Origin of the sequence: Rahnella contaminans (genome assembly GCF_011065485.1) — a bacterium.
Lineage (GTDB): Bacteria > Pseudomonadota > Gammaproteobacteria > Enterobacterales > Enterobacteriaceae > Rahnella > Rahnella contaminans.
Genome location: NZ_JAADJS010000001.1, coordinates 1287360 through 1312462, shown reverse-complemented (window position 1 = coordinate 1312462; position 25103 = coordinate 1287360). Strand labels below are relative to the sequence as shown.

Here is a 25103-nt window from a genome sequence, read left to right as displayed (position 1 = left end):
AAAGATTAGCTTTTATGCCAGACCAGCATGCTGCCTTCGCTGTGCCCGGTGACCGGATCGGTCGCCGGCAGCGGCACGGCTTTGACCGCCTTAGTGCGCGCTGCCAGCAGCGGCAGTTCGTCATGACATAAATCGGCTTTAATGTCCGGTGGATAAGCGCCGACCAGCATAAAATCCTCGTCGGCGGAAATCTGTTTATGGCCGATACCGGCGGGAAGTAACAGGACATCGCCGACTTTCACGTCAATAATCTTGCCGTGTTCGCCGCCGAGTTGCAGCTTGGCCGTGCCGGAAAAAACGCCCAGCGCTTCATGCGTATTTGAGTGGAAATGCGTGAATGTATAAACCGGATAACGCCACTGCGGCGGCCAGCCGTTGGAGCGGAAAAGGTGTTCAAGATAATCGGCGTTATCGACGGCATCGGGTGGGATCACGCGATGATAAATCAGCACCGGTAAGGAATTATTGGGTACGCCGCCATCGGGTTTATCAATCAGCAATGTGTCCATCGCGACCTCTCTGGGATCCGCAAAGCCTAAACGGGGGATCGGCAACAGGGCCATCAAACCCAGCAAAGTCACAAACCGGCGTCGGTCCAAATGCATCAGGAATAGCTCCTTGTCGCGCAATCAAAGACTTACATCATTCATGTATAGATCATAAATGGCGGGCTGGCCTCTTTTTACGCGCCATTTTTTTGCCCGCCGGAAAACGGTTAAATTCGCCACTACAGTTATCAGAAAAAACTTAAAAACTGTAGCAATCAACAAATATAAGTCATATTGGCTGGCTATATCGGCCATCTCTTCTAGTCTTAACAATACAAAAAAGACCTCAGGAGGAGATGTTATGAATAAGAAAATGTTAATTATGGTTGCTACAGCAGTTTCTGTACTGGCAGGGTGTCAGACTTACGATCGTGCAGCGAGTTACGTGAAAGAACCTGTCGTCAGCGACGTTAAAGTCGGCATGACCAAATCTCAGGTTCGTGCTATTGCAGGGCCACCGTCAACGGAAGCGACGCTGGTGCACGCGAAAGGGACTTGTCAGACTTACGCTGTCGCCCCGCGTGATGGTAAAGCGCAGACTTACTTCGTCAGCTTCAACGATACCGGTCATGTCATGAATAAAGGCTATCAGTCTTGTTCAGACTATGACAAAGATCCGCAGGCGGGTCAGTAATACGGTCTGGCTTCTCCTCCGGCTAAGGGGGAGAAGCCTCATTCTCAGGCTTTCTCTGTCACAATCCTCACACCGACTTTACTCACCTGATTCCCGTCCATTTCTGCAATCGTCCACGTCAGCCCGTCCCATTCGATATGGTCACCGATGACCGGTTCGCCACCCAGCAGGCGGATAACAAAGTGTCCCAGCGTTTGTGACTGGTCAACGGAATCTTCCAGGTTCAGGCCATACAGTTGGGAAATCGCATCCAGCGGCGCATCGGCCTGCAAAATGAAATCCCCGAAGAAACGATCGTCGAGCACGACTTTATTGCTGTCGCTGAACAATTTACCCAGTTCCGGCAAATCCTTTTCCTGACCGATGACGCACAGAATATCGCCTTCCTTGAGCCGCGTGCTGCCGGTCGGATGCAACATTTCCTTACCGCGGAACAGCGCCGCAATCCGCGTCGCCTGCGGCATTTGCAGGTCACGCAGAGCCGCGCCGACGCACCATTTGTCGGAGCCGAGCTGATACACAAACTGTTCCCAGTCGTTATAAACGTCGATATCCAGCCCGACGCGGGAAATCGGCGTCGGCTGCGGTGGCACCAGCACTTTGGCTTTTTTGGCCGCATAACCCAGAGATGTGCCCTGAAGCAACAGCGATACCAGCACGATAAAGAACGCGACATTGAAATACAGCGTGGCGTTCGGCAGGCCAGCCATCATCGGGAAAACCGCCAGAATGATCGGCACCGCGCCGCGCAGGCCGACCCATGAGATAAAGAAACGCTCGCGCAGGGTGAAGTTTTTGAACGGGATCAGGCTGACAAACACCGACAGCGGGCGGGCCAGCAGGATCATCCACAGGGAAAGCGCCAGCGCTGCGAGGGCGATAGGCAGCAAGTCGCTCGGCGTCAGCAACAGGCCAAGTACCAGGAACATCCCGATCTGGCTCAGCCACGCCAGCCCGTCGAAGGTCTGCAAAATGCCGTGACGGTTGCGGACCGGCATATTGCCCAGCATCAGGCCGCACAGATAGACCGCCAGAATGCCGCTGCCTTCAAGCGCCATGGTGGCCGCATAAACCAGCAAGCCGCCGCTGAACGCCAGCAACGGATAGAGCCCGGCCGCCAGCGTAATCTTGTTGATGAGTTTATGCAGCAGCCAGCCGCCGCCAACGCCAAACACAATGCCGAGGCCAAACTGGCGCACGACGTCCACGACAAACATCAGGCTCAGCCCGTGTTCACCTTTGGAAATCATGTCGATAAGCGTGATGGTCAGGAAGACAGCCATCGGGTCATTGCTGCCGGATTCAATTTCTAAGGTGGCGCTGACGCGTTCGTTCAGGCCTTTTCCGCCGATCAGCGAAAACACCGCCGCCGCATCGGTGGAGCCGATAATCGCGCCAATCAGTAAACCCTGCATCAGATTGATGTGGAACAGCCAGGCGGCCGCCAGCCCGGTCAGCCCGGCGGTAATCAGCACACCGACTGTTGCCAGCGATAGCGCGGGCCAGAGGGCGACGCGAAAGGAGGAGGCGCGGGTGCGCATTCCGCCATCGAGCAAAATCACCGCCAGCGCCAGGTTACTGACCAGATACGCGGCCGGATAATTATCAAAGGCAATGCCACCGATCCCGTCGACGCCGGCCAGCATGCCGATCGCCAGGAAAATGACCAAAATAGGGATACCGAGCTTCGAAGAGAACGAACTGAGCAAAATGCTCGCTGCAACTAACAGGGCGCCAATAAAGAAAAGGGTATTAATCGTGCTGGCGTCCAAGAGAGATCTCCTTGTAAAGCTTTAAGGGCGCGGGGGAAGTGCGGTTGAGTCATCAATGACAACAGGTCTAATTTATCAGGAAAATGAGCGTCTTGCTGAGGTCATTTAGGATTTTTATTAGTTGCACTTAAGAATAAAAAACTATGCTTAAAGATGAGCAATGTCCATGAGTAGTGAACACGAAAGGAACTAAACATGAGTGAATATACCGGTGTACGCCGTGAGGTGCTGAAAGACGGCGCGATAAAACATGTGGTTATCCGCGATGCTGGCGGTACTGAACAGGCGATCGCAGCAAAAGATTACATTTCGCAAGGGATCCTGCCCGATCTGAATGAGTTGCCCGAAGTCAGTACGGACAACGAATTTCCGGTCGCCGGAAAAGGGTAATCCCCCGCAGGGCACCTGCGGGGAAGGGGCTGTAGCCGGTTAAACCCCAAGCCGGTCGCGCAGTGAATAATAAGCAGCGCCGAGCATGGTAAACGGCACCTGGAGGTTGCGGCCACCGAAGAACGGCATGTGCGGCAGGCGGGCAAATGCGTCGAAACGTTCCGCATCGCCGCGCAGCACTTCGGTAATCAGCTTTCCGGCCAGATGCGTGAGCGTCACGCCGTGGCCGCTGTCGCCCTGCATATAGTAGATATTCTTTTCCAGCCGCCCGAACTGGGGCAGGCGGGAGAGTGTGAGCAGGAAATTGCCGCCCCAGCGGTAATCAATCTTCACACCTTTAAGCTGCGGGAACGTGCGGTTGAGCTTTGGCAGGATCACCGAATCAATGTTCGGCGGATTCTTCCCGCCGTAGGTCACGCCACCGCCGTACAGCATGCGGTTATCGGCAGTAAGACGGAAATAGTCGAGCAGATAGTTACAGTCTTCCACGCAATAATTATTCGGCAGCAGCGACAGCGCCATATCATCGGACAACGGCTCAGTGGCAACAATCTGCGAACCGCACGGCATGCTCAGGCGCGTCAGGCGCGGTGCAAGTTGCTGGCTCAGATACGCATTGCCCGCCAGAATCACATATTTCGCTTTGACCGTGCCTTTCGCCGTATGCGCGATGGCCGGTTCGCCGTGCTCGATGCGCGTGACCGCCGAGCCTTCAAAAATGCGTCCGCCGTGACGGCGTATCGCTTCGGCCTCGCCCAGCACCAGATTGAGCGGATGAATATGCCCGCCATTTTTGTCCAGCAGGCCGCCGACATAACGGTCGGTGGCGATTTCGCGGCGAACCGCGCTCTCATCGAGCAGCGTCAGCTCGGTATGGCCGTAGCGGTTCCAGAGTTTTTGCTGGTCACGCAATTTATTGAGCTGTCTTGTGCTCAGCGCCGCAAAAATACAGCCGGGGCGGTAATCGCAGTCAATCGCGTACTGATCAATGCGCTGGCGGATGATATTTGCGCCTTCAAACATCATGCTGCCGAGCATGTCGGCGGTCTGGCGGCCATAGCGGTCTTCAATCACATCGATATCGCGGCTGTAAGAATTGACCACCTGACCGCCGTTGCGCCCGCTGGCGCCCCAGCCGACGCGCGCGGCTTCCAGCACCACCACGTCGTAACCGGCTTCGCACAGATATAACGCTGAAGAGATGCCGGTATAACCGGCACCGACAATACAAACGTCGCACTCAATATTGTCATTAAGCTCAGGCCACGGCGCGTGAGCGTTGACAGAACTGGCGTAATAGCTGTCGGTGTGAGGCGCACCGGCAGCGCGGGGACTTCCTGTTTGAGCACTCATGATGACATCCTTCTTTGGGTTCCCGTCGTCAGGCCCAGAACGCTGACAACTAGAAGGTATTAGGGGTATGTGCGCTGACTATCCTGCAAATCCGCGTCGAATTATTACTGAAACTGTGTGGGTTCGCGGTGTTAATGGCATAGCTTTGGCCCGCGCGCAGCGGGTAGCTCTGACCGTTGATGGTTAAGATGATTTCTCCTTCGAGCAGGGTGCCGACTTCCTCTCCCTGATGTTTAATTTTGTCGCCCGTTGTGCTGCCGGGTTGATAGGTTTCAAGCAGCATGGCGACCGCGTGGTTTGGCGTGCCGTTATGCACCATTCGCATGGAAACACCCCGGCTGCCGATCTCAATCAAATCTGCCGCATTAATGACGATTCTCGGTTCGTCACTTTTACGTTCTTCGGCGAAAAACTCCGATAACGACAGCCCGTAAACCCGCAATAACTTTTGCAACGTACTGACGGCGGGGCTGACTTTGTCCTGTTCGATGGTACTGATGGCGCTGTGCGTCAGGCCAGACAACTCGGCGGCTTTACGTTGTGACATGCCCAGTTGCTGACGAATTTCAGAAAGCCGGCGACCAGGCGCCAGACTGACTTCGCTCATCCCTTTATTCCTCTTGTGCGCTCCGGGCCTGATGGCCTTTGCGACACGCCGCGATAAAAGCGTTAAACAGCTGACGGGAAACGGGATCCGTCAGGCTGTGCCATTCCGGATGCCACTGCACACCCAACGCAAACGGGTGACCGCGGACACTCACGGCTTCCACCAGATTGTCCGGCGCACGGGCTTCGACAGCCAGTTCTGCGCCCAGACGTTTCGCTCCCTGACCGTGCAGGGAATTCACCTGAAATTGCTGATAGTCGGGTAATAATTCTGAAAGTAAGCCGCCCGGTTCGATAAATACCGGATGCGCGGGATCGTACTGCGCGTCATGCGGCAATGACGTGTCTTCGCGGTGATCCATAAAGCCGGGTTCTTCCTGCACCTTGCGGTACAAACTGCCGCCGGTCGCGACCACCAGTTCCTGCAGGCCGCGACAGGCGGCAAACAGCGGAATTTTTTTATCCAGCGTGGCGCGAATTAGCTGAAAACTCAGACGGTCGCGGCCCGGATCGGCCAGCGCTTCAACACCTTCTTCACCGTACTGATGCGGCTCAATATTGCTCGGGCTGCCGGTGAGGAAAATGCCGTCCAGACCGCGCAGTATCTGGTCTATCGCCCCGTCGCGTGCCGCCAGTTCGTGTGGCAGGCAAACGGGCAGGGCGTCGGCGTTAAAAATAGCGTCCAAATACTTCTCGTGGACAGTGAGCGCCGGGTTTTCATCCACCGTGTTTTCGCACATCACAACCCCAATGACCGGTCTGTAGCTTGTCTGTTTTCCTGCGGATGCCGTGGAAAATATATTGCCCATAATACCGCCTCTTTGAGTTGATGAATGTGTCGCCAGCGCGTGCCTCCCCGCACGCAAAGGGTCGTTATCTGTCAATAATAATGAACTCCTGTTGAACAATTTAGCAGCGCACTGATGGCTTTTCAAACTGATATGTTGCGTGATTGTAGGTGTTGCAAATAATTAATGTTACAGCTAGGGTTAATCATATGGCCTATATTTTGAGCACCCCGTGAGGATCCTGACTAATGAGAAGACTGCGTTGAACAGCACAATGAAACGGTAACGCATAACCGGCAGGCATCATGGTGGTGCCATTGACGCCGGAAACCAGCAAATGGCGGAAAACCTATGCAAACGACTGAACTGATGAACGATATTAAGAAAGAGATTAGCGAGAATGAGCCCCTTGCTAAGCCGGTGGAAGAGCGAAGTAGCGCGTTCCAGGATGAAGTATCTCAATACCTGGAGCGTCACCCTCTTACCCTGCACGTCGACGTCCTGCTCACCGATCTCAATGGTTCCTTCCGCGGCAAACGCATTCCTGTCTCCGCCCTGCGCAAACTCGAAAAAGGCTGCTATTTCCCGGCATCGGTCTTCGCCATGGACATTCTCGGTAATGTTGTGGAAGACGCCGGTTTAGGCCAGGAACTGGGCGAACCCGACCGCACCTGTATTCCCGTTCCCGGCACGTTAACGCCTTCGGCTTCTGACCCCGAACACATCGGCCAGCTGCTTCTCACCATGCTTGACGAAGATGGCACTCCCTTTAACGTTGAACCACGCAATGTGCTGAACCATATCTGGCAAACATTGCGCCAGCGGGGCTTATTCCCGGTGGTAGCGGTAGAGCTGGAGTTCTATCTGCTCGACAGGCAGCGGGACGCGGAAGGCTATATTCAGCCGCCGTGTACGCCCGGCACGCAGGAACGTAGCCTGCATACGCAGGTTTATTCCGTCGATAATCTTGATCACTTTGCCGGTGTGCTCAGTGATATTGACCGTCTGGCGCACATCCAGGGTTTACCGGCGGATGGCGCGGTGGCGGAGTCCTCTCCGGGACAATTCGAAATCAATCTGCACCACAGCGAAAATATTCTGCGCGCCTGTGACCATGCCCTGATGCTTAAACGTCTGGTGCGGCTGGTGGCGGAAAATCATGAAATGGACGCCACTTTTATGGCGAAACCGTATGACGAATATGCGGGCAGCGGGATGCACATCCATCTCAGCGTGCTCGATGACAACGGCAAAAATCTGTTCGCCGACGCGAACGGTAAAGATTCCGCGCTGATGCAACGTTCGCTCGCCGGGATGATTGCCCTGATGCCCGCGTCGATGGCCGTTTTAGCGCCCAACGTGAATGCCTTCCGCCGCTTCCAGCCGGGCATGTATGTTCCGACGCAGGCGTCGTGGGGGCACAATAACCGCACCGTCGCACTGCGCGTGCCGTGCAGCGGAACCGCCGATCACCGTGTGGAATACCGCGTGGCCGGTGCCGATGCTAACCCGTATTTGGTGGTCGCCACCGTGCTGGCCGGGATGCTTTACGGGCTGGATAACGATTTGCCGCTGCCCGAACCGGTAACGGGAAACGGTCTGGAGCAGGAAGGGATCCCGCTGCCAATCCGCCAGAGCGACGCGTTGTATGATTTTGATGATCAGCCAGCGCTGAAGAAAATCCTCGGCGAACGTTTCTCGCAGGTCTATCACGCCTGTAAATCTGACGAACTGTTGCAGTTCGAACGGCGCGTGACAGAAACAGAGATCGACTGGATGCTTAAAAACGCCTGATCCTCATCATCTCTGGCGTTGCACCGGCGCTGGCCGGGCAAGATGTTTAAAATCGGAAAAGATTTTGTAACTCACCGCCTCTGAATGTTGTCATTTATGCGTGATTTGTGCAAAATACGCAGCACTGCAGATAACCGACGCTTAAAGGCGCCGGTTATTTTTTTTGTATGTGCAGTACCCAAACTAATTCAACAGAGGCCGGACCCAGATCCGGATAGATAACAAGGTTCGTGTGCGACCCCAAATTAACAACGGTCGCCACTATGAGGAAATGTAACATGGGGCAATACTTCAAACCTGTACCGGTGCCCGCCGGTGCTTCTTTCAGCTGCGGCCACATTCGCACAGCCTTCACCTCCGTCATCAGCGATGTGAAGATCTACCCCCCGTTTACTGGTAATAACTCACGAAGTTTTCCCTGTACGTTGCTTTCAGAGGCGTTTAAACGCCCGGTGTCTGCAATTCAGGGAGGACTGAGCCATGTCTGCTAATACTTCTGCCGCTCCGGCGACTCAGCGCGTACAACTGCGTAAAACCCTGACGCTGGTTCAGGTTGTGATGATGGGTCTGGCCTATCTGCAACCGATGACCATTTTCGATACGTTCGGCATTGTGTCCGGCCTGACCGATGGTCACGTCGCGACGGCGTACATCTTTGCGCTGATCGCCGTGCTATTTACCGCCGTGAGCTACGGCAAACTGGTGCAGCGTTTCCCGTCTGCCGGTTCTGCTTACACTTACGCGCAAAAAGCCATCAGCCCGCACGTCGGCTTTATGGTCGGCTGGTCATCATTGCTGGACTACCTGTTCATGCCGATGATCAACATCCTGCTGGCGAAAATTTACCTGGAAGCCATCTTCCCGGGCGTGCCGTCGTGGATTTTCGTGACTGCACTGGTCGCGATGATGACCGCGTTCAACCTGCGTGGAATCAAAGTGGTGGCTAACCTCAACAGCATCATTGTTGTCGTGCAGGTGGCGATTATGGTGGTGTTCCTGGGGCTGCTGGTCCGTGGCGTTTACATGGGCGAGGGCATGGGCACGCTGGCGACTACCAAGCCATTCTTCAGTGAGAATGCGCACGTGGTGCCGATGATCACCGGTGCGACAATTCTGTGCTTCTCGTTCCTGGGCTTCGACGGCATCAGCTCGTTGTCTGAAGAAACACCGAACGCGGGTAAAGTCATCCCGAAAGCGATTTTCCTGACTGCGCTGATTGGCGGCATCATCTTCGTTGTGGTGTCTTACTTCCTGCAGCTGTACTTCCCGGACATCTCGCGCTTTAAAGATCCCGACGCGTCACAACCTGAAATCATGCTGTACGTGGCGGGTAAATTCTTCCAGTCCGTCATCCTGTGCTTTAGCTGCGTCACCGTTCTGGCATCCGGCATGGCCGCGCACGCGGGCGTTTCCCGTCTGCTGTACGTGATGGGCCGTGACGGCGTATTCCCGGAGAAAGTGTTCGGTTACGTGCATCCGAAATGGCGTACCCCGACGTTCAACGTTCTGCTGGTCGGTGTTGTGGCGATGTCTGCCGTGACCTTTGATCTGGTGACCGCCACGGCGCTGATTAACTTCGGTGCGCTGGTGGCCTTCACCTTCGTGAACCTGTCGGTGATTTCCCAGTTCTATATCCGTGAGAAGCGTAACCGCACGCTGAAAGACCACGTCAACTACCTGATCCTGCCGGTAATTGGGGCGCTGACTGTGGGTGCGTTGTGGCTGAATCTGGAAGCAAGTTCAATGACGCTGGGCTTAGTCTGGGGCGCGATTGGCCTGGGATATCTGGCGTTCATCACCAATGCGTTCAGGAAACAGCCACCGCAGATGAGCGGGGAGATAGCGCCGGAGGCGTGATTTATAGCCCTTTGAAAAGGGCAGGAAACTTTCTTTGCAGAAAGGCCGCTGCAATGGCGGCCCAACTGTGCAGAGGTCGCTGCAATTGCGACTTTTCAAATCTGATCGAGAATATTTCGGTTTCTCACGAACGGTGATTATTTAACGTTTCGCGCCGAAACCGAACAAAGGGGGAAGTGCTTTCCCCCTTTGCATTCCCCCCGCTTTTTTCAACACGCGCTACCGCAGGCACGACGGACATTTTTTCCGGCAATAGTGAGTGGCGTAAAATGTCATCGCTTGGCGATTCCCTCATTTCAGGTTTCGAGCCTTAGGTCTCGAACCATTCATTCGGTGCCATTTTTGAGCACGCCAATTCACTTTTCTAAAAGATGAAAAACAATCCGCCTTTGAATTTGAGATCGTGCGGGTGTTTCAGAAATCTTGCTGAACGGAGCGGCTTCGAGACCTGTGGCTCGAAGACCGAGAGAAGGAACCGCGCAGCGGCAAGATTTCCAGCCTGTCGCTGTGCTACCTGAAACATTGTGACCAGCGAAGCGCGCAGTGAAAAAAGCGAGGAGAGTCGAGAGAGGAAAAGCACTTTCCTCTCTCGTCGGTTTCGGCACAAAAAGCCGTATGACAACTGTTGTTGAAAAACCGAAACTTTCACTATTCCAGAAGGGGCCTTTGGGGAATCCCCAAAAATTAACCCACCAGCTTCTTACCGTACTCAAACAGCGCTCCGAGCAATGCGATCTTCTCCGCATCCCCTTCATACAAGTTATAAAGCGATTCAAGTTCTAAAATGTAAGCCTGAACCCGCTCATCGGTGAGCTTCGTCTGACGATGCAAGAGCCAGCGCTTTTGCTCGGCATCGGTCAGCGTTGCGGGGTAATTGCGTGCGCGGAAACGGAACAACAGCGGTTCGATGCGCGAATCATTAAACGTCAGATCCAGCGCCGGAAGGTTTTCCGGGCGTGTCTCCAGGATAATTCGCATTGCGGCGCGATCCGCATCGCTGAAGAAGCCATCGTACAAACGGGCATCCACATCTTCTGAGGGCGTAAAGGGCTCGGCTTCGGCAAACATCGTCACCACTTTTTCACGCACCTGCGGGTTCCGGCGGAGTAGCTGTAAATTCTCAAGACAACGCTGACGATCAATGCCCAGACGTTCGGCGTTTTCCGGTAACAGCGTTTTGGCCGGAGCCAGCACCGGACATTTATTGATGTGAACCAGTTTGATCGGCAGCGGAGATTGCCCGGCCTGCAAACTGTCGCGGCGGCTGTACAAGCGCTCGCGCATCTGGTCGGGGTCGAGATCCAACAGCGTGGACATATCGCCTGCCAGATCGCACATGATCACGGCGTTTTTGTTTTCTGGATGCCAGGCCAGCGGCGCGACCCACGCGGTATTACCGCGCGCAGCACCAAACATGCCGGAGACATGCACCAGCGGCGCCATCGCCGGAATATCAATCAGCGTATTGAGTTTGTGCTTGCTGCGGTGCTCAAGCAGGAAGCTGAACAGACGCGGTTGCGCCTGTTTAACCAGTTTTGCCATCGCAATCGTGGCGTAAACATCGGCCATCGCGTCGTGGGCATTTTCATGTTCAATGCCGTTGGCTTTGGTCAGATGTTCAAGACGAAAACTCGGGAAACCGTCGTCGTTTTCCGGCCAGTTGATGCCTTCAGGGCGCAGCGCGTAACAGGCGCGCATCACATCCAGCAAATCCCAGCGGGAATTACCGTTCTGCCAGCTGTAGGCGTACGGGTCATAAAAGTTGCGATAAAGGATATTACGGCTGACTTCGTCGTCGAAACGGATGTTGTTGTAACCCACAATGCAGGTGCCCGGCACGCTAAACGCTTTGTGGATTTGCGCGGTAAACTCGGCTTCGATCACGCCACGTTCCAGCGCAATTTGCGGAGTAATTCCGGTGATCATCACCGCTTCCGGTTCTGGCAGATAATCATCAGAAGGGCGGCAATAAATCACTAACGGTTCTTCAATGATATTGAAATCTTCGTCAGTTCTCACCCCGGCAAACTGCGCCGGGCGGTCCAGCGCCGGATTTTTACCGAATGTCTCGTAATCGTGAAAGTAGAAGGTTTTTTGCGGCTTGTCTGACATTACGAAGATAACCTTATCAGTGCGGAAATAGGGGCGAAACGTTGACTAGGATACCATCCGGCGCAGTGAAGTCATGTCAAAATCCGTGGTGCTGCGGGATAACGTCCAAAACGTCGTAAAATTCAGCATCAATCCGCCAAAACCCTGACTAAAGCAGGGTGATCACCTCAGGTAACTCAGCTAGACTTAACGCCTTCTTTGAATTTTCGCCTTACGGCAGGCTAAACGTGCGTCTCGACAAGAAAATTTCTCCGCTGGATAACGTCATTTACCGTAACTACCGTATTACTCATGCGCTGCGCATCGCGGTGGCGTTTATTCTGACATTCCTGATCGTCCGTTTGACTGAAATCCCCGAAGGCACCTGGCCGCTGATCACGCTGGTGGTGGTCATGGGGCCGATTTCGTTCTGGGGAAATGTAGTTCAGCGCGTGCTGGAACGCATTACCGGTACAGTACTTGGCTCCGTTTCCGGCCTTATCGCGCTGTGGCTTGAGCTGTATTCGCTGCCGGTGATGCTGGTCTGGTGCGGCGTTGTCATGTTTGTCAGCGGATATCTGACGCTCGGCAAACGGCCCTACATGGCGCTGCTGATCGGCATCACGCTGGCGGTGGTGTGCGGCGCAGGGCCGGGCGACATGGAGATGGCGCTGTGGCGTTCCGGAGACGTGATTTTCGGTTCCCTGCTGGCTCTGCTGTTTGCCAGCATTTATCCGCAGCGTGCGTTTATTCACTGGCGCATGCAGATGGCCGATTATCTGATGTCGCTCAATAAACTCTACAGCGCGTGGCTGTCGCCGAACATGCTGGAACGTCCGCATCTGCACGGCAAAATGAAAAGTACCATGAGCCAGATGGTGAAAATGCGTTCGCTGTTTGCGCCCGCCAGCAAAGAATCTCATGTGCCGCGCGAGGCGTTTGACGCCATCCAGACGCTCAGCCGTAACCTGTTGTGTACGCTGGAACTGCTGGCCGATGCTTACTGGAGTTCGCGCGAAAGCCATTATCTGATGCTCAATGCCCGCACGCTGCGCAGCGCGCAATTGCTGATGCTCAGCACGCTGGAGAAACTCAGCCTGATGTTGCTCAACGGCACGCGGGGCGATGAAGTGGCAATCAGCCATGAGCTGAATGAATCTGCTGAAGAGCTGAAAGCGCTGCTTACCGAGATGAATGCCGCGAATCACCTGGAAGCACAGGTCTACGGTTACGTCTGGCTGAGCACGCAGGTGGCGGAGCAGTTGCGCTCAATGGGCGACCTGATCACCATGGTGATGCAAAAAGAAGAAGCTCAAAATATCAGCGGTAAAACAACGAAAGCATGAAGGGATTTTTGTCTGTGGCCTAAAACGGGTAAGATGGGGCCATTGGACGATTATCTGAGCGTACTGCCCGATTTTTGCTACGCTAGCTATTCCTGTAGCGTCAAATCGGGTTGCGGCAAATCAGTCACTGAATCTGTGTAACTTAATCGAAGGTGTTAAAATGGACAATATCAATAAGCCGAGTTTCCAGGACGTTCTGGAGTTTGTGCGTGTTTTCCGTCGTAAAAACAAATTACAACGCGAAATCGCTGATAACGAAAAGAAAATCCGTGACAACCAGAAACGCGTTCTGCTGCTCGACAACCTGAGTGATTACATCAAACCAGGCATGAGCATCGAAGAAATTCAGGCGATCATTGCTAACATGCGCGGCGACTATGAAGATCGCGTTGATGACTATATCATCCGAAATGCTGACCTGTCGAAAGAACGTCGTGAAATGTCCAAAAAGCTGAAAGCACTGGGCGAAATCAAAGCCAACGAAACCAAATAATTTCGTTGCCGCTTAAAGAGAAAAACCGGGTTTATGCCCGGTTTTTTTTGCCTGAAATCCGGATTAGCTCAGCGTCCGCACCGGGTTTCCGGCGAGAAATGCCTGAATGTCTTCGACGGCTTCACGGAAATATGCCTGATAGTTGCCGTCGGAAACGTAGCCCAGATGTGGCGTCGCCAGCACGTTGGGCAGCACTCTGAAAGGATCGCCAGGCGGCAGCGGTTCTGTTTCGAAAACGTCCAGCCCGGCACCGGCTATCTGCCCGGTTTGCAGGGCGTGCAGCAGGGCAGGCCGATCGACAATCGCGGCGCGCGAGGTATTGATCAGCAATGCGTCGGGTTTCATCAGCGCCAGTTCCGGCGCGCCGAGCAGCCCGCGCGTGCGCTCACTCAGGACCAGATGCACTGACACCACATCGCTGGTTTTCAGCAAGGCTTCTTTCGATGCCGCCAGTTCCACGCCATGCTCAGCGGCGCGTTCGGCGGTCAGGTTCTGGCTCCAGGCGCTGACTTCCATCCCGAATGACTGCGCAATCAGCGCTACTTTCTGCCCGATTTTACCCAATCCCAGCAGGCCGAGACGTTTGCCGCTCAGCCCGGTGCCGACCGTGCTTTGCCACGGCCCGTTGTGGCGCAGTGCGTTATTTTCCGTCACCAGATGCCGCGCCAGCCCGAGGATCAGCGCCCAGGTCAGCTCAACCGGCGCCGTCGAACCGCTGCCCGTGCCGCAAACCGTCACGCCATTTTCACGGGCGGCGGCCAGATCGACCGACGCGTTGCGCATTCCCGAGGTGATCAGCAGTCGTAGCTTTGGCAGACGGGCAAATAGCGCTGCGCTGAATGGCGTGCGTTCGCGCATGATCACCACAATCTCTGCGTCCTGTAACTGCGCGACCAGCTGGTCTTCATCACTGATATGCTCCGTCAGCGCGCGGCATTCTACCTGCGGCGCGAGTGCCTGCCAGCCGGCCAGAGACAGTGCGACGTTTTGATAATCATCCAGGATCAGGCATTGCATGGGCATGGAACTTCCTCATCTGTAAAAAAGAGATAAAGAGGTATAGCACTAAATTTACGCGGAGGTGAAGCAGGGCGCCGGTTCTTTTGCAACAGAGTCTTAGCAGGAATACCCGCCCGGCTAAGGGCGGTTATTGATAATGGCATTAATGCAGATGTGAAAGGCTGGCGGCACTGATGCGCAGGCCGTCTTCACCAAATACCATGCAGCGTTGGGCGTCGAACCAGGTTGTCAGGCTCTGATACGGATTAAAGGCCATATCGCCCGGCAGCAGCATTTTAAACCCGTCGATGCCGTAACACTGGCCGAACAGATAGGTGCTGTTGCCCAGACGCTCAACCACCTCGCAGTTAAATTCCAGCTGATTTTCGGTTTCATGGGAAAGCAGATGTTCCGGGCGAATGCCCAGCGTCACTTTGTCACCCGCCGCCAGCTCGCGGGTACTCAGCGCCAGCGTCAGGGTTTTCTCCGGCGCCAGGCGCACTTCAAGCCGGTCGGGCTGCCAGCTCAGCACTTCGGCAGGCAGGAAATTCATTTTCGGCGACCCGATAAAACCGGCCACAAACTGATTCACCGGGTTGTAATACAAATCCATCGGTGCGCCCGTTTGCTCGACTTTGCCGTAGTTCATCACCACGATTTTATCGGCCAGCGTCATGGCTTCGGTCTGATCGTGCGTCACATAAACCATGGTGGTTTTCAGTTCCTGATGCAGTTTGGAAATGTGCAGACGCATATCCACGCGCAGTTCGGCATCCAGATTGGAAAGCGGCTCATCGAACATAAAAACCTGCGGATTACGTACAATCGCGCGGCCGATGGCGGTGCGCTGGCGCTGGCCACCGGAAAGCTGCTTCGGCTTTCTGTCCAGCAGATGGGAAAGCTGTAACGTTTTGGCGACCATCTCCACCTGATGGCGGATTTCGTCTTTAGGCACCCCGTTCACTTTCAGGCCGTAACCCATGTTCTCGGCAATCGTCATATGCGGATAGAGCGCGTAAGACTGAAACACCATCGCCACGCCGCGGCGCGACGGGTCAACGTCATTCACCCGTTGCTCGCCGATATACACATCACCTTCCGTTATATCTTCCAGCCCGGCAATCATGCGCAGCAATGTGGATTTTCCGCAGCCGGATGGTCCGACGAACACCGTAAATTCGCCGTCTTCTATATCAATATTGATGCCATGTAACGTCACCGTTTTATCGAAACGCTTAACCACATTTTTAAGCCTGATGCTGGACATGTTTGACCTCGTAATAAATTCATACCGCTGATATTTCGGACTATAACCACCTTGTGTAAACGTTTGCACGAGCGGGTTCGAATTTTGCAGTTGCGATCACACAATACACATCTTTTGGTAGTGATTTTGGGGTTATAAGTCTAACGTGTAACACGATATTTATGACGACATAAATCACTTTGTATTCAGCATTTATAGGGTTTTCATCGCTGGGTGTTGATTGAATGTCGTTGTTATACACACAAAAATGTTATACCTTCACATCCAGGAGCAACAATGAAAATTACACACCTTACTGCCTTGGTACTGATGTCATTAAGTCTGAGCAGCCAGGCCGTGCGGGCAGCCGAAGGACAGCTACTTGTCTGGGAAGATATTAAGAAATCCTCCGGTATTTCCGATGCTGTAAAAGACTTTGAAAAAGAGAACAACGTCAAAGTTGTGGTGCAGGAAACGCCGTATGCACAACAGACTGAAAAACTGCGTCTCGACGGCCCGGCTGGCATCGGCCCCGACGTGGTTGTGATCCCGAACGACCAGCTCGGCACCGCCGTGGTACAGGGGTTGCTGGCACCGCTGACGCTCGAGAAAGGGTTCACCGACAGCTTTACGCCGTCGGCTATTCACGCTTTCCAGCTCAAGGGCCACACCTACGGCGTGCCGAAAGCCGTTGAAACGCTGGTGCTGATATACAACAAAGATTTGCTGCCCGAAGCCCCGGCGACGCTCGACGAGTATTACACCTTCTCGAAAGCGGAAAGGGCGAAGGGCAAATACGGCCTGCTCGCCAAATTTGACGAAGTCTATTACGCCTACGGCGCGATGGCCTCCATGGGCGGCTACATCTTCGGTAAAGATGCCAAAGGGGAGATCAACGTCGACGATATCGGCCTGAACAAACCGGGCAGCATTGAAGCCGTCACGTACCTGAAGAAATTCTATGCCGACGGTTTATTCCCGGCGGGGATCACCGGCGACAACGGCCTGAACGCCATCGACTCACTGTTTACTGAGAAGAAAGCCGCCGCCGTGATCACCGGCCCGTGGGCGTTCCAGCCTTATGAGGCCGCTGGCATCAACTACGGCGTGAAAGCGCTGCCGCTGTTGCCGAACGGCAAACCGATGAGCTCATTCCTGGGCGTTAAAGGTTATGCGGTATCGACCTACAGCAAACAAAAACCGCTGGCCGAAAAATTCATCACCTTCATCAACCAGCCGAAATACGCCAAGGTGCGCTACGAAGTGACCAAGGAAATTCCGGCACTGACGGCGCTGGTGAATGACCCGATGATCAAAAATGACGAGAAAGCCAATGCGGTAGCCGAGCAGTCAACCCGCGCCACAGCGATGCCCGGCGTACCTGAAATGCAGGAAGTCTGGGGTCCGGCGAACAACGGGATCCAGCTGGGCGTAACCGGCAAACAGCCGGTGGACGCAGCGCTCAATGACGCCGTGAAAAATATCCAGATGCAGATTGAAGCCGCGAAAGCCAGCAACGAGTGATCTGCGGGTAACAGCATCGGCAACCGCATCTGAAACGGCTGTACGTCTGAAAAGAGGGAGTGATTTCACTCCCTCACAGTGAAAGGAATATCTTTGTGTCTATGCGTCTTCATGAGGAAAACCAGGAGCCACTGTCTGCCCGCCATCACGCGCCGGTGGCACTGGCTTTGGCATTCATTCCCGGTTTTGGTCAGTTCTATAACCGGCAATGGGCCAAGGGAATTCTGTTTTTTATCATTCTGTTTTGTTTCGTTGGTGTTTTTTATGATTTCCTGCAACAGGGAATGTGGGGGCTTTATACGCTGGGGGAAGAAGTCCCGCGCGATAACTCGATATTCCTGCTGGCGAAAGGAATTATCAGCGTATTAATTGGTGCGTTTGGCGCAGGCTTTTATTACTGGAGCCTGCGTGATGCGTGGATTAACGGAAAACGCCGCGATGCGGGCAGGGAATTACCCAGCGTCAGAAAGCAATATCATTTGCTCCTGCGCGAGGGTTTCCCGTATTTAATGATTACGCCCGGTTTTATTCTGCTGGTCTTCGTGGTGGTGTTCCCGATTATCTTCGGCTTCTCCATTGCCTTTACCAATTACAATTTATATCACACGCCGCCGGCTAAATTAGTTGACTGGGTGGGATTCAAAAACTTTATTAATATCTTCACGCTCAATATCTGGCGTTCGACATTACTCGACGTTTTACAGTGGACCGTCGTCTGGACCGTACTGGCAACCACGCTGCAATGCACCGTCGGCGTGATGCTGGCGATTCTGGTGAATCAGAAAGATTTACGCTTCAAGGCGCTGATCCGCACCATCCTGATTTTGCCGTGGGCGGTGCCGGGCTTCGTTACCATTCTGGTCTTCGCCGGGATGTTCAACGACTCGTTTGGCGTGATTAACAACGGGATACTGGCGGCGTTAGGCATTGAACCTAAAGCGTGGATGACCGATCCGTTCTGGACCAAAACGGCTCTGATCATGATGCAGACCTGGCTCGGTTTCCCGTTTGTCTTTGCGATGACCACCGGCGTATTACAGGCGATCCCTAACGACCTGTACGAAGCCGCCACGATGGACGGAGCCAGCACCTGGAAGAAATTAAAAACCATTACGCTGCCGCTGGTATTGTATTCCATTGCGCCAATTATTATCACGCAATACACCTTCAACTTTAATAACTTCAATATTATCTATCTGTTTAATAACGGCGGCCCGGCCGTAGCGGGATCGAATGCAGGCGGAACGGATATTCTGGTGTCGTGGATTTATAAACTCACCATGTCTTCCTCGCAATATGCGATTGCCGCGACCATTACGATTTTGCTGTCGATATTTGTTGTCGGTATTGCGCTGTGGCAATTCCGTTCAACCAATTCATTTAAACAAGATGATATGGCGTAAGCGGGAGTAAACTGATGAATAAGAACAGCAGTATTAAAAGAAACCGGTTTATCCGCCTGTCGTTGAGTTATTTCCTGTTACTGATTGTGGCGGTCATTATTATTTATCCCCTGATCTGGACCGTCGGCGCGTCGCTGAATGCCGGGAACAGTCTGCTCAGCACGTCGATTATTCCGCAGAACCTCTCCTTCCAGCATTACAAAGATCTGTTCAACGGACAGGTGAATTACATGGCGTGGTACTGGAACTCGATGAAAATCAGTTTCCTGACCATGGTGCTGACGCTGATTTGCGTCAGCTTCACCGCCTATTCCTTCTCACGCTTTCGCTTTAAAGGGCGCAAAGACGGGCTGATGCTGTTTCTGTTATTGCAGATGATCCCGCAGTTCTCGGCGCTGATCGCCATTTTCGTACTGGCGCAACTGCTCGGCCTGATCAACAGCCATCTGGCGCTTGTGCTGATTTACGTCGGCGGCATGATCCCGATGAACACCTATCTGATGAAAGGGTATCTGGACGCAATCCCGAAAGATTTGGATGAATCGGCACGCATGGACGGTGCGGGGAATTTCCGCATTTTTATCGAAATCATCATGCCGCTGTCGAAGCCGATTCTGGCGGTGATTGCGCTGTTTTCCTTCACCGGGCCGCTGGGCGATTTCATCCTCTCCAGTACCATTTTGCGCACGCCGGATAAATACACGCTGCCGATTGGTCTCTACAACCTGGTCGCACAGAAAATGGGCGCGAGCTACACCACGTATGCAGCGGGCGCGGTGCTGATTGCCGTGCCGGTGGCGATTTTCTATCTCGCCTTACAAAAATACTTCGTCTCCGGCCTGACCGCTGGCAGCACCAAAGGATAATCACATGACTCTCTTTACTCAGAAGATTTTCACGAAAAGCGCCGTGGCCTGTGTGCTGCTGGCGATGTCTTTTTCCTGTGTGGCACAGGACGTGGTCATCAAAAAAGTCGCCAATGTCCCGGCGGATTTCATTAAGGGCGCGGATATTTCCACGCTGATTGACGTGGAAAAACACGGCGGCAAGTTCTACGACCAGAACCACAAACAGACCGACGCGATGGTGATCCTCAGACAGAACGGTTTCAACTACGTGCGTCTGCGGCTGTGGGTGGATCCGAAGGATGCACAGGGGCATCCGTACGGCGGCGGCAACAACGACCTGGCGACCACGCTGGAACTGGCGAAACGCGCCAAAGCGCAGGGTTTTAAAATCCTGCTTGATTTCCACTACAGCGACTTCTGGACCGATCCCGGTAAACAGTTCAAGCCGAAAGCCTGGGAAAAAATGGATTATCCGCAGCTGAAAACTGCCATTCATGATTACAGCCGTGACGTGATTGCGCAGTTTCGTCAGCAGGGCGTTTTGCCGGATATGGTGCAGGTCGGCAATGAAATGAACGGCGGAATTTTGTGGCCGGAAGGAAAAAGCTGGGGCGCGGGCGGCGGCGAATTTGACCGTCTGGCCGGGCTGCTGAATGCGGCGATCTCCGGTGTCAGGGCCGACGAGAAAAACCCTTCAGACATCAAAATCATGCTGCATCTGGCCGAAGGCACCAAGAACGACACCTTCCGCTGGTGGTTCGATGAAATCAACCAGCGCAAGGTGCCTTACGACGTTATCGGCCTGTCGTTTTATACCTACTGGAATGGCCCGATTTCTGCGTTACAGGCCAACATGGACGACATCAGCAAACGCTACAACAAAGACGTGATCGTGGTCGAAGTGGCTTACGGCTACACCCTTGAAAACTGCGATGCCGCGGAGAACAGTTTCACCGCCAAAGAAGCTAAAGACGGCGGCTATCCGGGAACTGTGCAGGGGCAGGCCGATTTCCTCAGCGACATGATCAAAAGCCTGGTGAGCGTGCCCGGGCATCGCGGCAAAGGCCTGTTCTACTGGGAACCGACGTGGATCCCGGTTAACGGCGCAGGCTGGGCAACACCGGCGGGCATGACCTACATCAACGACCACTGGAAAGAGGGCAATGCCCGTGAAAATCAGGCGCTGTTTGGCTGCGGCGGTCAGGTTCTTCCTTCCATTAAAGTCTTCAACTGATCCCCTTTTCCCCGGCTAATTTGGCCGGGGAGTTTTATTTCTTAAAGTTCGTAAGGACCTAACATGACGAAATTCCCTCTTCTGAGCAGTAAGATTTCCGGCCTGTTACACGGCGCGGATTACAACCCGGAACAGTGGCTGCAAAGCCCGGAAGTACTGATTCGCGATGTCGAAATGATGAAAGAGGCGCGCTGTAATGTCATGTCTGTCGGGATTTTCAGCTGGTCTGCGCTGGAACCTGAAGAAGGACGTTATACCTTTGACTGGATGGATCAGGTGCTGGACAGATTGCATGAAAACGGCATTTCGGTGTTTCTGGCCACGCCAAGCGGCGCGCGTCCGGCGTGGATGTCGCAAAAATACCCGGAAGTGTTACGCGTCGGGCGTGACCGCGTAAAAGCGCTGCACGGCGGGCGTCATAACCACTGCATGACCTCGCCGGTGTACCGCGACAAAGTGCAGCAGATGAACACGGCGCTGGCAAAACGGTATTCGCATCATCCGGCGGTGATCGGCTGGCATATTTCCAACGAATACGGCGGCGAATGCCATTGTAATTTGTGTCAGGAACGGTTCCGTGGCTGGGTAAAAGCCCGATATGAAACCCTCGGCGCGCTGAATACCGCCTGGTGGAGCACCTTCTGGAGCCACACGTACACCGACTGGTCGCAGATCGAATCACCGTCACCGCAGGGCGAAAGCGGGGTGCATGGTCTGAATCTCGACTGGCGTCGCTTTAATACCGATCAGGTCACGCGTTTTTACAGCGAAGAGATCCGCCCGCTGAAAGCCGAAAACCCGGCATTACCGGCGACCACTAATTTCATGGAATATTTCTACGACTACGATTACTGGAAACTCGCCAGCGTGCTGGATTTCATTTCGTGGGACAGCTACCCGATGTGGCACACGCGCAAAGACGATATCGGGCTGGCGGCGTACACCGCGATGTATCACGACCTGATGCGCACGCTCAAAAAAGGCCAGCCGTTCGTGCTGATGGAATCGACGCCGAGCTTCACCAACTGGCAGCCGACCAGCAAACTGAAAAAACCGGGGATGCACATTTTGTCCTCGCTACAGGCGGTCGCGCACGGTGCGGATTCGGTGCAGTATTTCCAGTGGCGCAAAAGCCGCGGTTCTTCCGAGAAATTCCACGGCGCTGTGGTGGATCACGTCGGACACATTAATACCCGTGTCGGTCGCGAAGTGGCGGAACTCGGCACTATTCTCTCGGCCTTAGCGCCGGTCGCGGGCAGCCGCGTGGAAGCTAAAGTTGCGATCATATTTGACTGGGAAAGCCGCTGGGCGATGGACGATGCGATGGGGCCGCGCAACGCCGGATTGCATTATGAAAACACCGTGGCCGCGCATTATCAGGCACTGTGGGCGCAGGGCATTGCGGTTGACGTGATCAACGCCGACTGCGCACTGGACGGTTACGACTTAGTCATCGCCCCGATGTTGTACATGGTGCGCGAAGGCGTCGGTGAGCGGATCAGCGCCTTTGTGCAGGCGGGCGGGCGCTTCGTCGCCACTTACTGGAGCGGCATCGTCAACGAAACGGATTTGTGTTTCCTCAACGGATTCCCGGGTCCATTGCGTCCGGTGCTGGGCATCTGGGCGGAAGAAATCGACAGCCTGACAGACGAACAGCACAACAGCGTTTGCGGTATTGAAGGCAACGCGCTGGGGCTGAAAGGGCCGTATCAGGTTTCCGAATTGTGCGAAGTGATCCACCTCGAAGGGGCGGCAGCGCTGGCAACTTACGGCGATGATTTCTACGCCGGAACGCCTGCGGTGACCGTGAATCTGTACGGCAAAGGGCAGGCGTATTATGTGGCATCGCGCAACGATCAACAGTTCCAGGCGGATTTTTTCACCGCGCTGGCGAAAGAGATGAACCTGCCGCGCGCCATCAGCACGACGCTGCCGGAAGGTGTCACCGCCGCACGCCGTACCGACGGCAAAAGTGAATTCATCTTCCTGCAAAACTATTGCAGCGACAGCCAGACCGTCAGTTTGCCGGGCGATTATCAGGATATGGTTCACGGCGGAATATTGCCGCACAAATTAACGTTACCGGCATTCGGTTGCCAGATACTGACGCGTAAAGTCTCCCGATAATTTTTAATCACCAACGTGCAGCGGGGAATATTCCCTTCTGCACGTTTTTTCATTTCTGAAAGAGGGTATTCATTATGGTTAATATTAAAGATTTCATGCATGTCTTTTCCGCAAAGAATAAAAACCCTAAAGATGACGTTCCGCCGTCAACGGACGTGGCGTTATTAATTGATGCGTTAGGCGGACGCGAGAATATTATTAACGTCGATGCGTGTATCACACGACTGCGCGTTACGGTGAAAGAACTCCGGCGGGTTAATTCCGGTGCTATCCAGCAGACCGGCGCGATTGGCGTGGTGATCATCGGGCAGGAAGTCCATGCGATATTCGGTAAGCAGTCCGACAGCCTGAAGAAACTCATGACCGAGAAATTTGGCTTAAAAAGTCAGTAATCGGGTCTGGTTTTAATTTGGCGTATTAAATAAAAGAAGAACATTGAAATAAATTAAGGCAGCCCGACACAAGGCTGCCTTAATTGTTTACTGCTTTATTTTAAATAATGATGCTGCTGTGCGGGTACAAAAACGTCACGATCCCCTACAAGAGAAAATGCGTTAAACCCTGAGCGTTTATTACAATGAGGATTACTGTTTTAATTAACGACTATAACTATTTCCAAAGTTATTGGAGTTGCAGCAAGGCGGCAAGTGAGCGAATCCCGATGAGCTGACTGATGTCAGTGATTCGGGTGAGCAAACGCAGCTAACGCAGTTGCAGCTTCAGGAACGAAGGAAATTTACCACCAGGCTTCTACCTGCACACCAAAGTTCCACGTATCGGATTTGGTGTGGTCTTCAAACGTATTGCCGTGCTCTGAATCATTCAGGTAAGAGGCGAACACGCGCAGTTCCGGGCGTGACATAAACTCAGGACCGGCCGCCAGACCCATCGCCAGCGTATATTTCTGCCCGCCTTGCTTATAGTTGGTGCCATTCTTGTAATCGTCTTTCTGGTAGAACGTACCGACTTCACCGATGGTGCGCACGTAATCCGTCCACTGATATTGCGCACGGCCAACCAGAGAAACCAGCTCGGTAGTGTCGGTGTAATCCGTGATATTTTCCGCATGGCCGTAAGTCAGCACATGGTTGAGGCTGAACTTGCTGGTGATCGGGATAAGACCGGTGATGATGCCGCGATAACCGCTGGCGTCGTTGGTGTAGTTCCACATGTCATACCAGCCGCCGCCCTGGGAAATCATGTTCTGCGCCAGACCTTTGTTGGCGTACTGTAAAACCAGCTTGTTGTAGCCGCCCCACATGTCCTGGCTGATTTCGCCGGTCAGCATCACGCCATTTTCCGCGTCATACAGGCCGCCGTAGTCTTTCTGATCGTGCGTCAGGTTCGGCATGGCGTAGTCGGCACCGACTTCCATCCACGCGCCGCTCCAGGGTTTGATACCGGCATAACGCACGTCGATGTAGTTAATATTGACATCGTTATCGCCGTCTACGCGGTAATCCACATCATTGGCATCGCCGCGGATCCAGGCCACTGACAGCGCGCCTTCGCCCATTTTCAGGTTTTCCACACCGGCGCCTGCACCGGAAATGTTCCAGTATTTGGTATCGATGATATGTAAATCATGGCGCTGGTAATAACGTTTACCGCCCCAGATCACCGCATCTTTGTCCCACGGCACCAGCCCTTTGATTTGCAGATTCAGCTGACGCAGGCCAAATTGCGCATCATCATTGAGCGTGTTTTCGTCATCGTTGGACCCGTCTGACACCATGCTGACCATGGAATCGACGTAAAAACTCACATCGTCCTTTTTGTAAACTTCACTGCCCAGTTCGATTTCGCCGTAAGTGTCATTTTCGTTGCCCAGACGACCGACTTTGTTTTTCTGAAACTGCTCCAGACTGCCGCTGCCGGAAACGCCCAATCCGGAACGCAGATATCCATGAAAATCAATGTCGTTAGCCACTGCGGGGCCTGTCACCAGCCCAAGAGAGACCGCCACAGCCAGAGTACGTAAGTTGTGTTTCATTATTTTTCCTTATTGATGTATGACGTTCACATTTACGGAATCTATAAGATACCCAGA

Annotated in this window: 21 protein-coding genes; 12 read left to right on the top strand and 9 right to left on the bottom strand. The window is 53.9% G+C overall.

Annotated elements, in window-relative coordinates:
- Nucleotides 1-5: 5 nt before the first annotated feature.
- A complete protein-coding gene (locus tag GW579_RS05870) occupies nt 6-605 on the bottom strand; it encodes a cupin (protein WP_152324111.1) in 600 nt (199 codons plus the stop codon).
- A 244-nt stretch (nt 606-849) separates the two neighbouring features.
- On the opposite strand from GW579_RS05870, the gene osmE reads away from it, so the two are divergent.
- A complete protein-coding gene (gene osmE, locus GW579_RS05865) occupies nt 850-1182 on the top strand; it encodes an osmotically-inducible lipoprotein OsmE (RefSeq protein WP_152324110.1) in 333 nt (110 codons plus the stop codon).
- A 44-nt stretch (nt 1183-1226) separates the two neighbouring features.
- Here the strand turns inward: osmE and GW579_RS05860 are convergent, their stop codons facing one another.
- Complete coding sequence (locus GW579_RS05860) at nt 1227-2954, bottom strand: potassium/proton antiporter (protein WP_165058046.1); 1728 nt, start codon at nt 2952-2954, stop codon at nt 1227-1229.
- A 195-nt stretch (nt 2955-3149) separates the two neighbouring features.
- Here GW579_RS05860 and GW579_RS05855 point away from each other — a divergent pair, with 195 nt between their 5' ends.
- Nucleotides 3150-3344 carry a hypothetical protein gene (locus GW579_RS05855; protein WP_101075866.1) on the top strand — a complete coding sequence of 65 codons (195 nt, stop codon included), beginning with the start codon at nt 3150-3152 and terminating at the stop codon, nt 3342-3344.
- 39 nt (nt 3345-3383) lie between these two features.
- Here the strand turns inward: GW579_RS05855 and GW579_RS05850 are convergent, their stop codons facing one another.
- The 3 genes from GW579_RS05850 to puuD are packed head-to-tail and all read right to left on the bottom strand — an operon-like array spanning nt 3384 to nt 6112.
- Nucleotides 3384-4697, bottom strand: coding sequence for an NAD(P)/FAD-dependent oxidoreductase (locus tag GW579_RS05850; RefSeq protein ID WP_165058044.1), 1314 nt, complete (start codon nt 4695-4697; stop codon nt 3384-3386).
- A gap of 49 nt (nt 4698-4746) precedes the next feature.
- Nucleotides 4747-5304, bottom strand: coding sequence for an HTH-type transcriptional regulator PuuR (puuR, locus tag GW579_RS05845; RefSeq protein ID WP_152324107.1), 558 nt, complete (start codon nt 5302-5304; stop codon nt 4747-4749).
- Between the two features lie 4 nt (nt 5305-5308).
- A complete protein-coding gene (gene puuD / locus GW579_RS05840; RefSeq protein WP_165058042.1) occupies nt 5309-6112 on the bottom strand; it encodes a gamma-glutamyl-gamma-aminobutyrate hydrolase in 804 nt (267 codons plus the stop codon).
- A 348-nt stretch (nt 6113-6460) separates the two neighbouring features.
- On the opposite strand from puuD, the gene GW579_RS05835 reads away from it, so the two are divergent.
- On the top strand, nt 6461-7885 hold the full coding sequence (locus tag GW579_RS05835) for a glutamine synthetase family protein (RefSeq protein WP_165058741.1): 1425 nt from the start codon (nt 6461-6463) through the stop codon (nt 7883-7885).
- 480 nt (nt 7886-8365) lie between these two features.
- Complete coding sequence (locus tag GW579_RS05830; protein WP_152324105.1) at nt 8366-9742, top strand: APC family permease; 1377 nt, start codon at nt 8366-8368, stop codon at nt 9740-9742.
- Between the two features lie 684 nt (nt 9743-10426).
- Here the strand turns inward: GW579_RS05830 and sbcB are convergent.
- Nucleotides 10427-11854: an exodeoxyribonuclease I gene (gene sbcB / locus GW579_RS05825; RefSeq protein WP_165058040.1), complete on the bottom strand. Its 1428-nt coding sequence runs from the start codon at nt 11852-11854 to the stop codon at nt 10427-10429.
- A gap of 227 nt (nt 11855-12081) precedes the next feature.
- Between sbcB and GW579_RS05820 the strand changes: the two genes are divergently transcribed.
- Nucleotides 12082-13179, top strand: coding sequence for an FUSC family protein (locus GW579_RS05820; RefSeq protein ID WP_152326829.1), 1098 nt, complete (start codon nt 12082-12084; stop codon nt 13177-13179).
- A gap of 160 nt (nt 13180-13339) precedes the next feature.
- Complete coding sequence (gene tmaR, locus GW579_RS05815; RefSeq protein WP_152326830.1) at nt 13340-13672, top strand: PTS system regulator TmaR; 333 nt, start codon at nt 13340-13342, stop codon at nt 13670-13672.
- A gap of 63 nt (nt 13673-13735) precedes the next feature.
- Here the strand turns inward: tmaR and GW579_RS05810 are convergent, their stop codons facing one another.
- Together GW579_RS05810 and GW579_RS05805 are read right to left on the bottom strand one after the other, a co-directional pair.
- Complete coding sequence (locus GW579_RS05810) at nt 13736-14695, bottom strand: D-2-hydroxyacid dehydrogenase family protein (protein ID WP_165058038.1); 960 nt, start codon at nt 14693-14695, stop codon at nt 13736-13738.
- A gap of 139 nt (nt 14696-14834) precedes the next feature.
- Nucleotides 14835-15938 carry an ABC transporter ATP-binding protein gene (locus GW579_RS05805; protein WP_165058036.1) on the bottom strand — a complete coding sequence of 368 codons (1104 nt, stop codon included), beginning with the start codon at nt 15936-15938 and terminating at the stop codon, nt 14835-14837.
- A 276-nt stretch (nt 15939-16214) separates the two neighbouring features.
- Between GW579_RS05805 and GW579_RS05800 the strand changes: the two genes are divergently transcribed.
- From GW579_RS05800 to GW579_RS05775, 6 genes are all read left to right on the top strand, one after another.
- On the top strand, nt 16215-17441 hold the full coding sequence (locus tag GW579_RS05800) for an extracellular solute-binding protein (protein ID WP_152326833.1): 1227 nt from the start codon (nt 16215-16217) through the stop codon (nt 17439-17441).
- A 101-nt stretch (nt 17442-17542) separates the two neighbouring features.
- Entirely contained in the window at nt 17543-18844 is a 1302-nt protein-coding gene (locus GW579_RS05795) for a carbohydrate ABC transporter permease (RefSeq protein ID WP_165058739.1), read from the top strand.
- A 14-nt stretch (nt 18845-18858) separates the two neighbouring features.
- Nucleotides 18859-19710, top strand: coding sequence for a sugar ABC transporter permease (locus tag GW579_RS05790; RefSeq protein WP_152326835.1), 852 nt, complete (start codon nt 18859-18861; stop codon nt 19708-19710).
- Nucleotides 19711-19774: 64 nt separating this feature from the next.
- A complete protein-coding gene (locus tag GW579_RS05785; protein ID WP_420821538.1) occupies nt 19775-20926 on the top strand; it encodes a glycoside hydrolase family 53 protein in 1152 nt (383 codons plus the stop codon).
- A gap of 63 nt (nt 20927-20989) precedes the next feature.
- On the top strand, nt 20990-23053 hold the full coding sequence (locus tag GW579_RS05780) for a beta-galactosidase (RefSeq protein ID WP_165058032.1): 2064 nt from the start codon (nt 20990-20992) through the stop codon (nt 23051-23053).
- A gap of 74 nt (nt 23054-23127) precedes the next feature.
- Nucleotides 23128-23445, top strand: coding sequence for a PTS sugar transporter subunit IIB (locus GW579_RS05775; RefSeq protein ID WP_101075845.1), 318 nt, complete (start codon nt 23128-23130; stop codon nt 23443-23445).
- 344 nt (nt 23446-23789) lie between these two features.
- Here the strand turns inward: GW579_RS05775 and GW579_RS05770 are convergent, their stop codons facing one another.
- Nucleotides 23790-25046, bottom strand: coding sequence for a maltoporin (locus tag GW579_RS05770; protein ID WP_152326838.1), 1257 nt, complete (start codon nt 25044-25046; stop codon nt 23790-23792).
- Between the last annotated feature and the right edge of the window lie 57 nt (nt 25047-25103).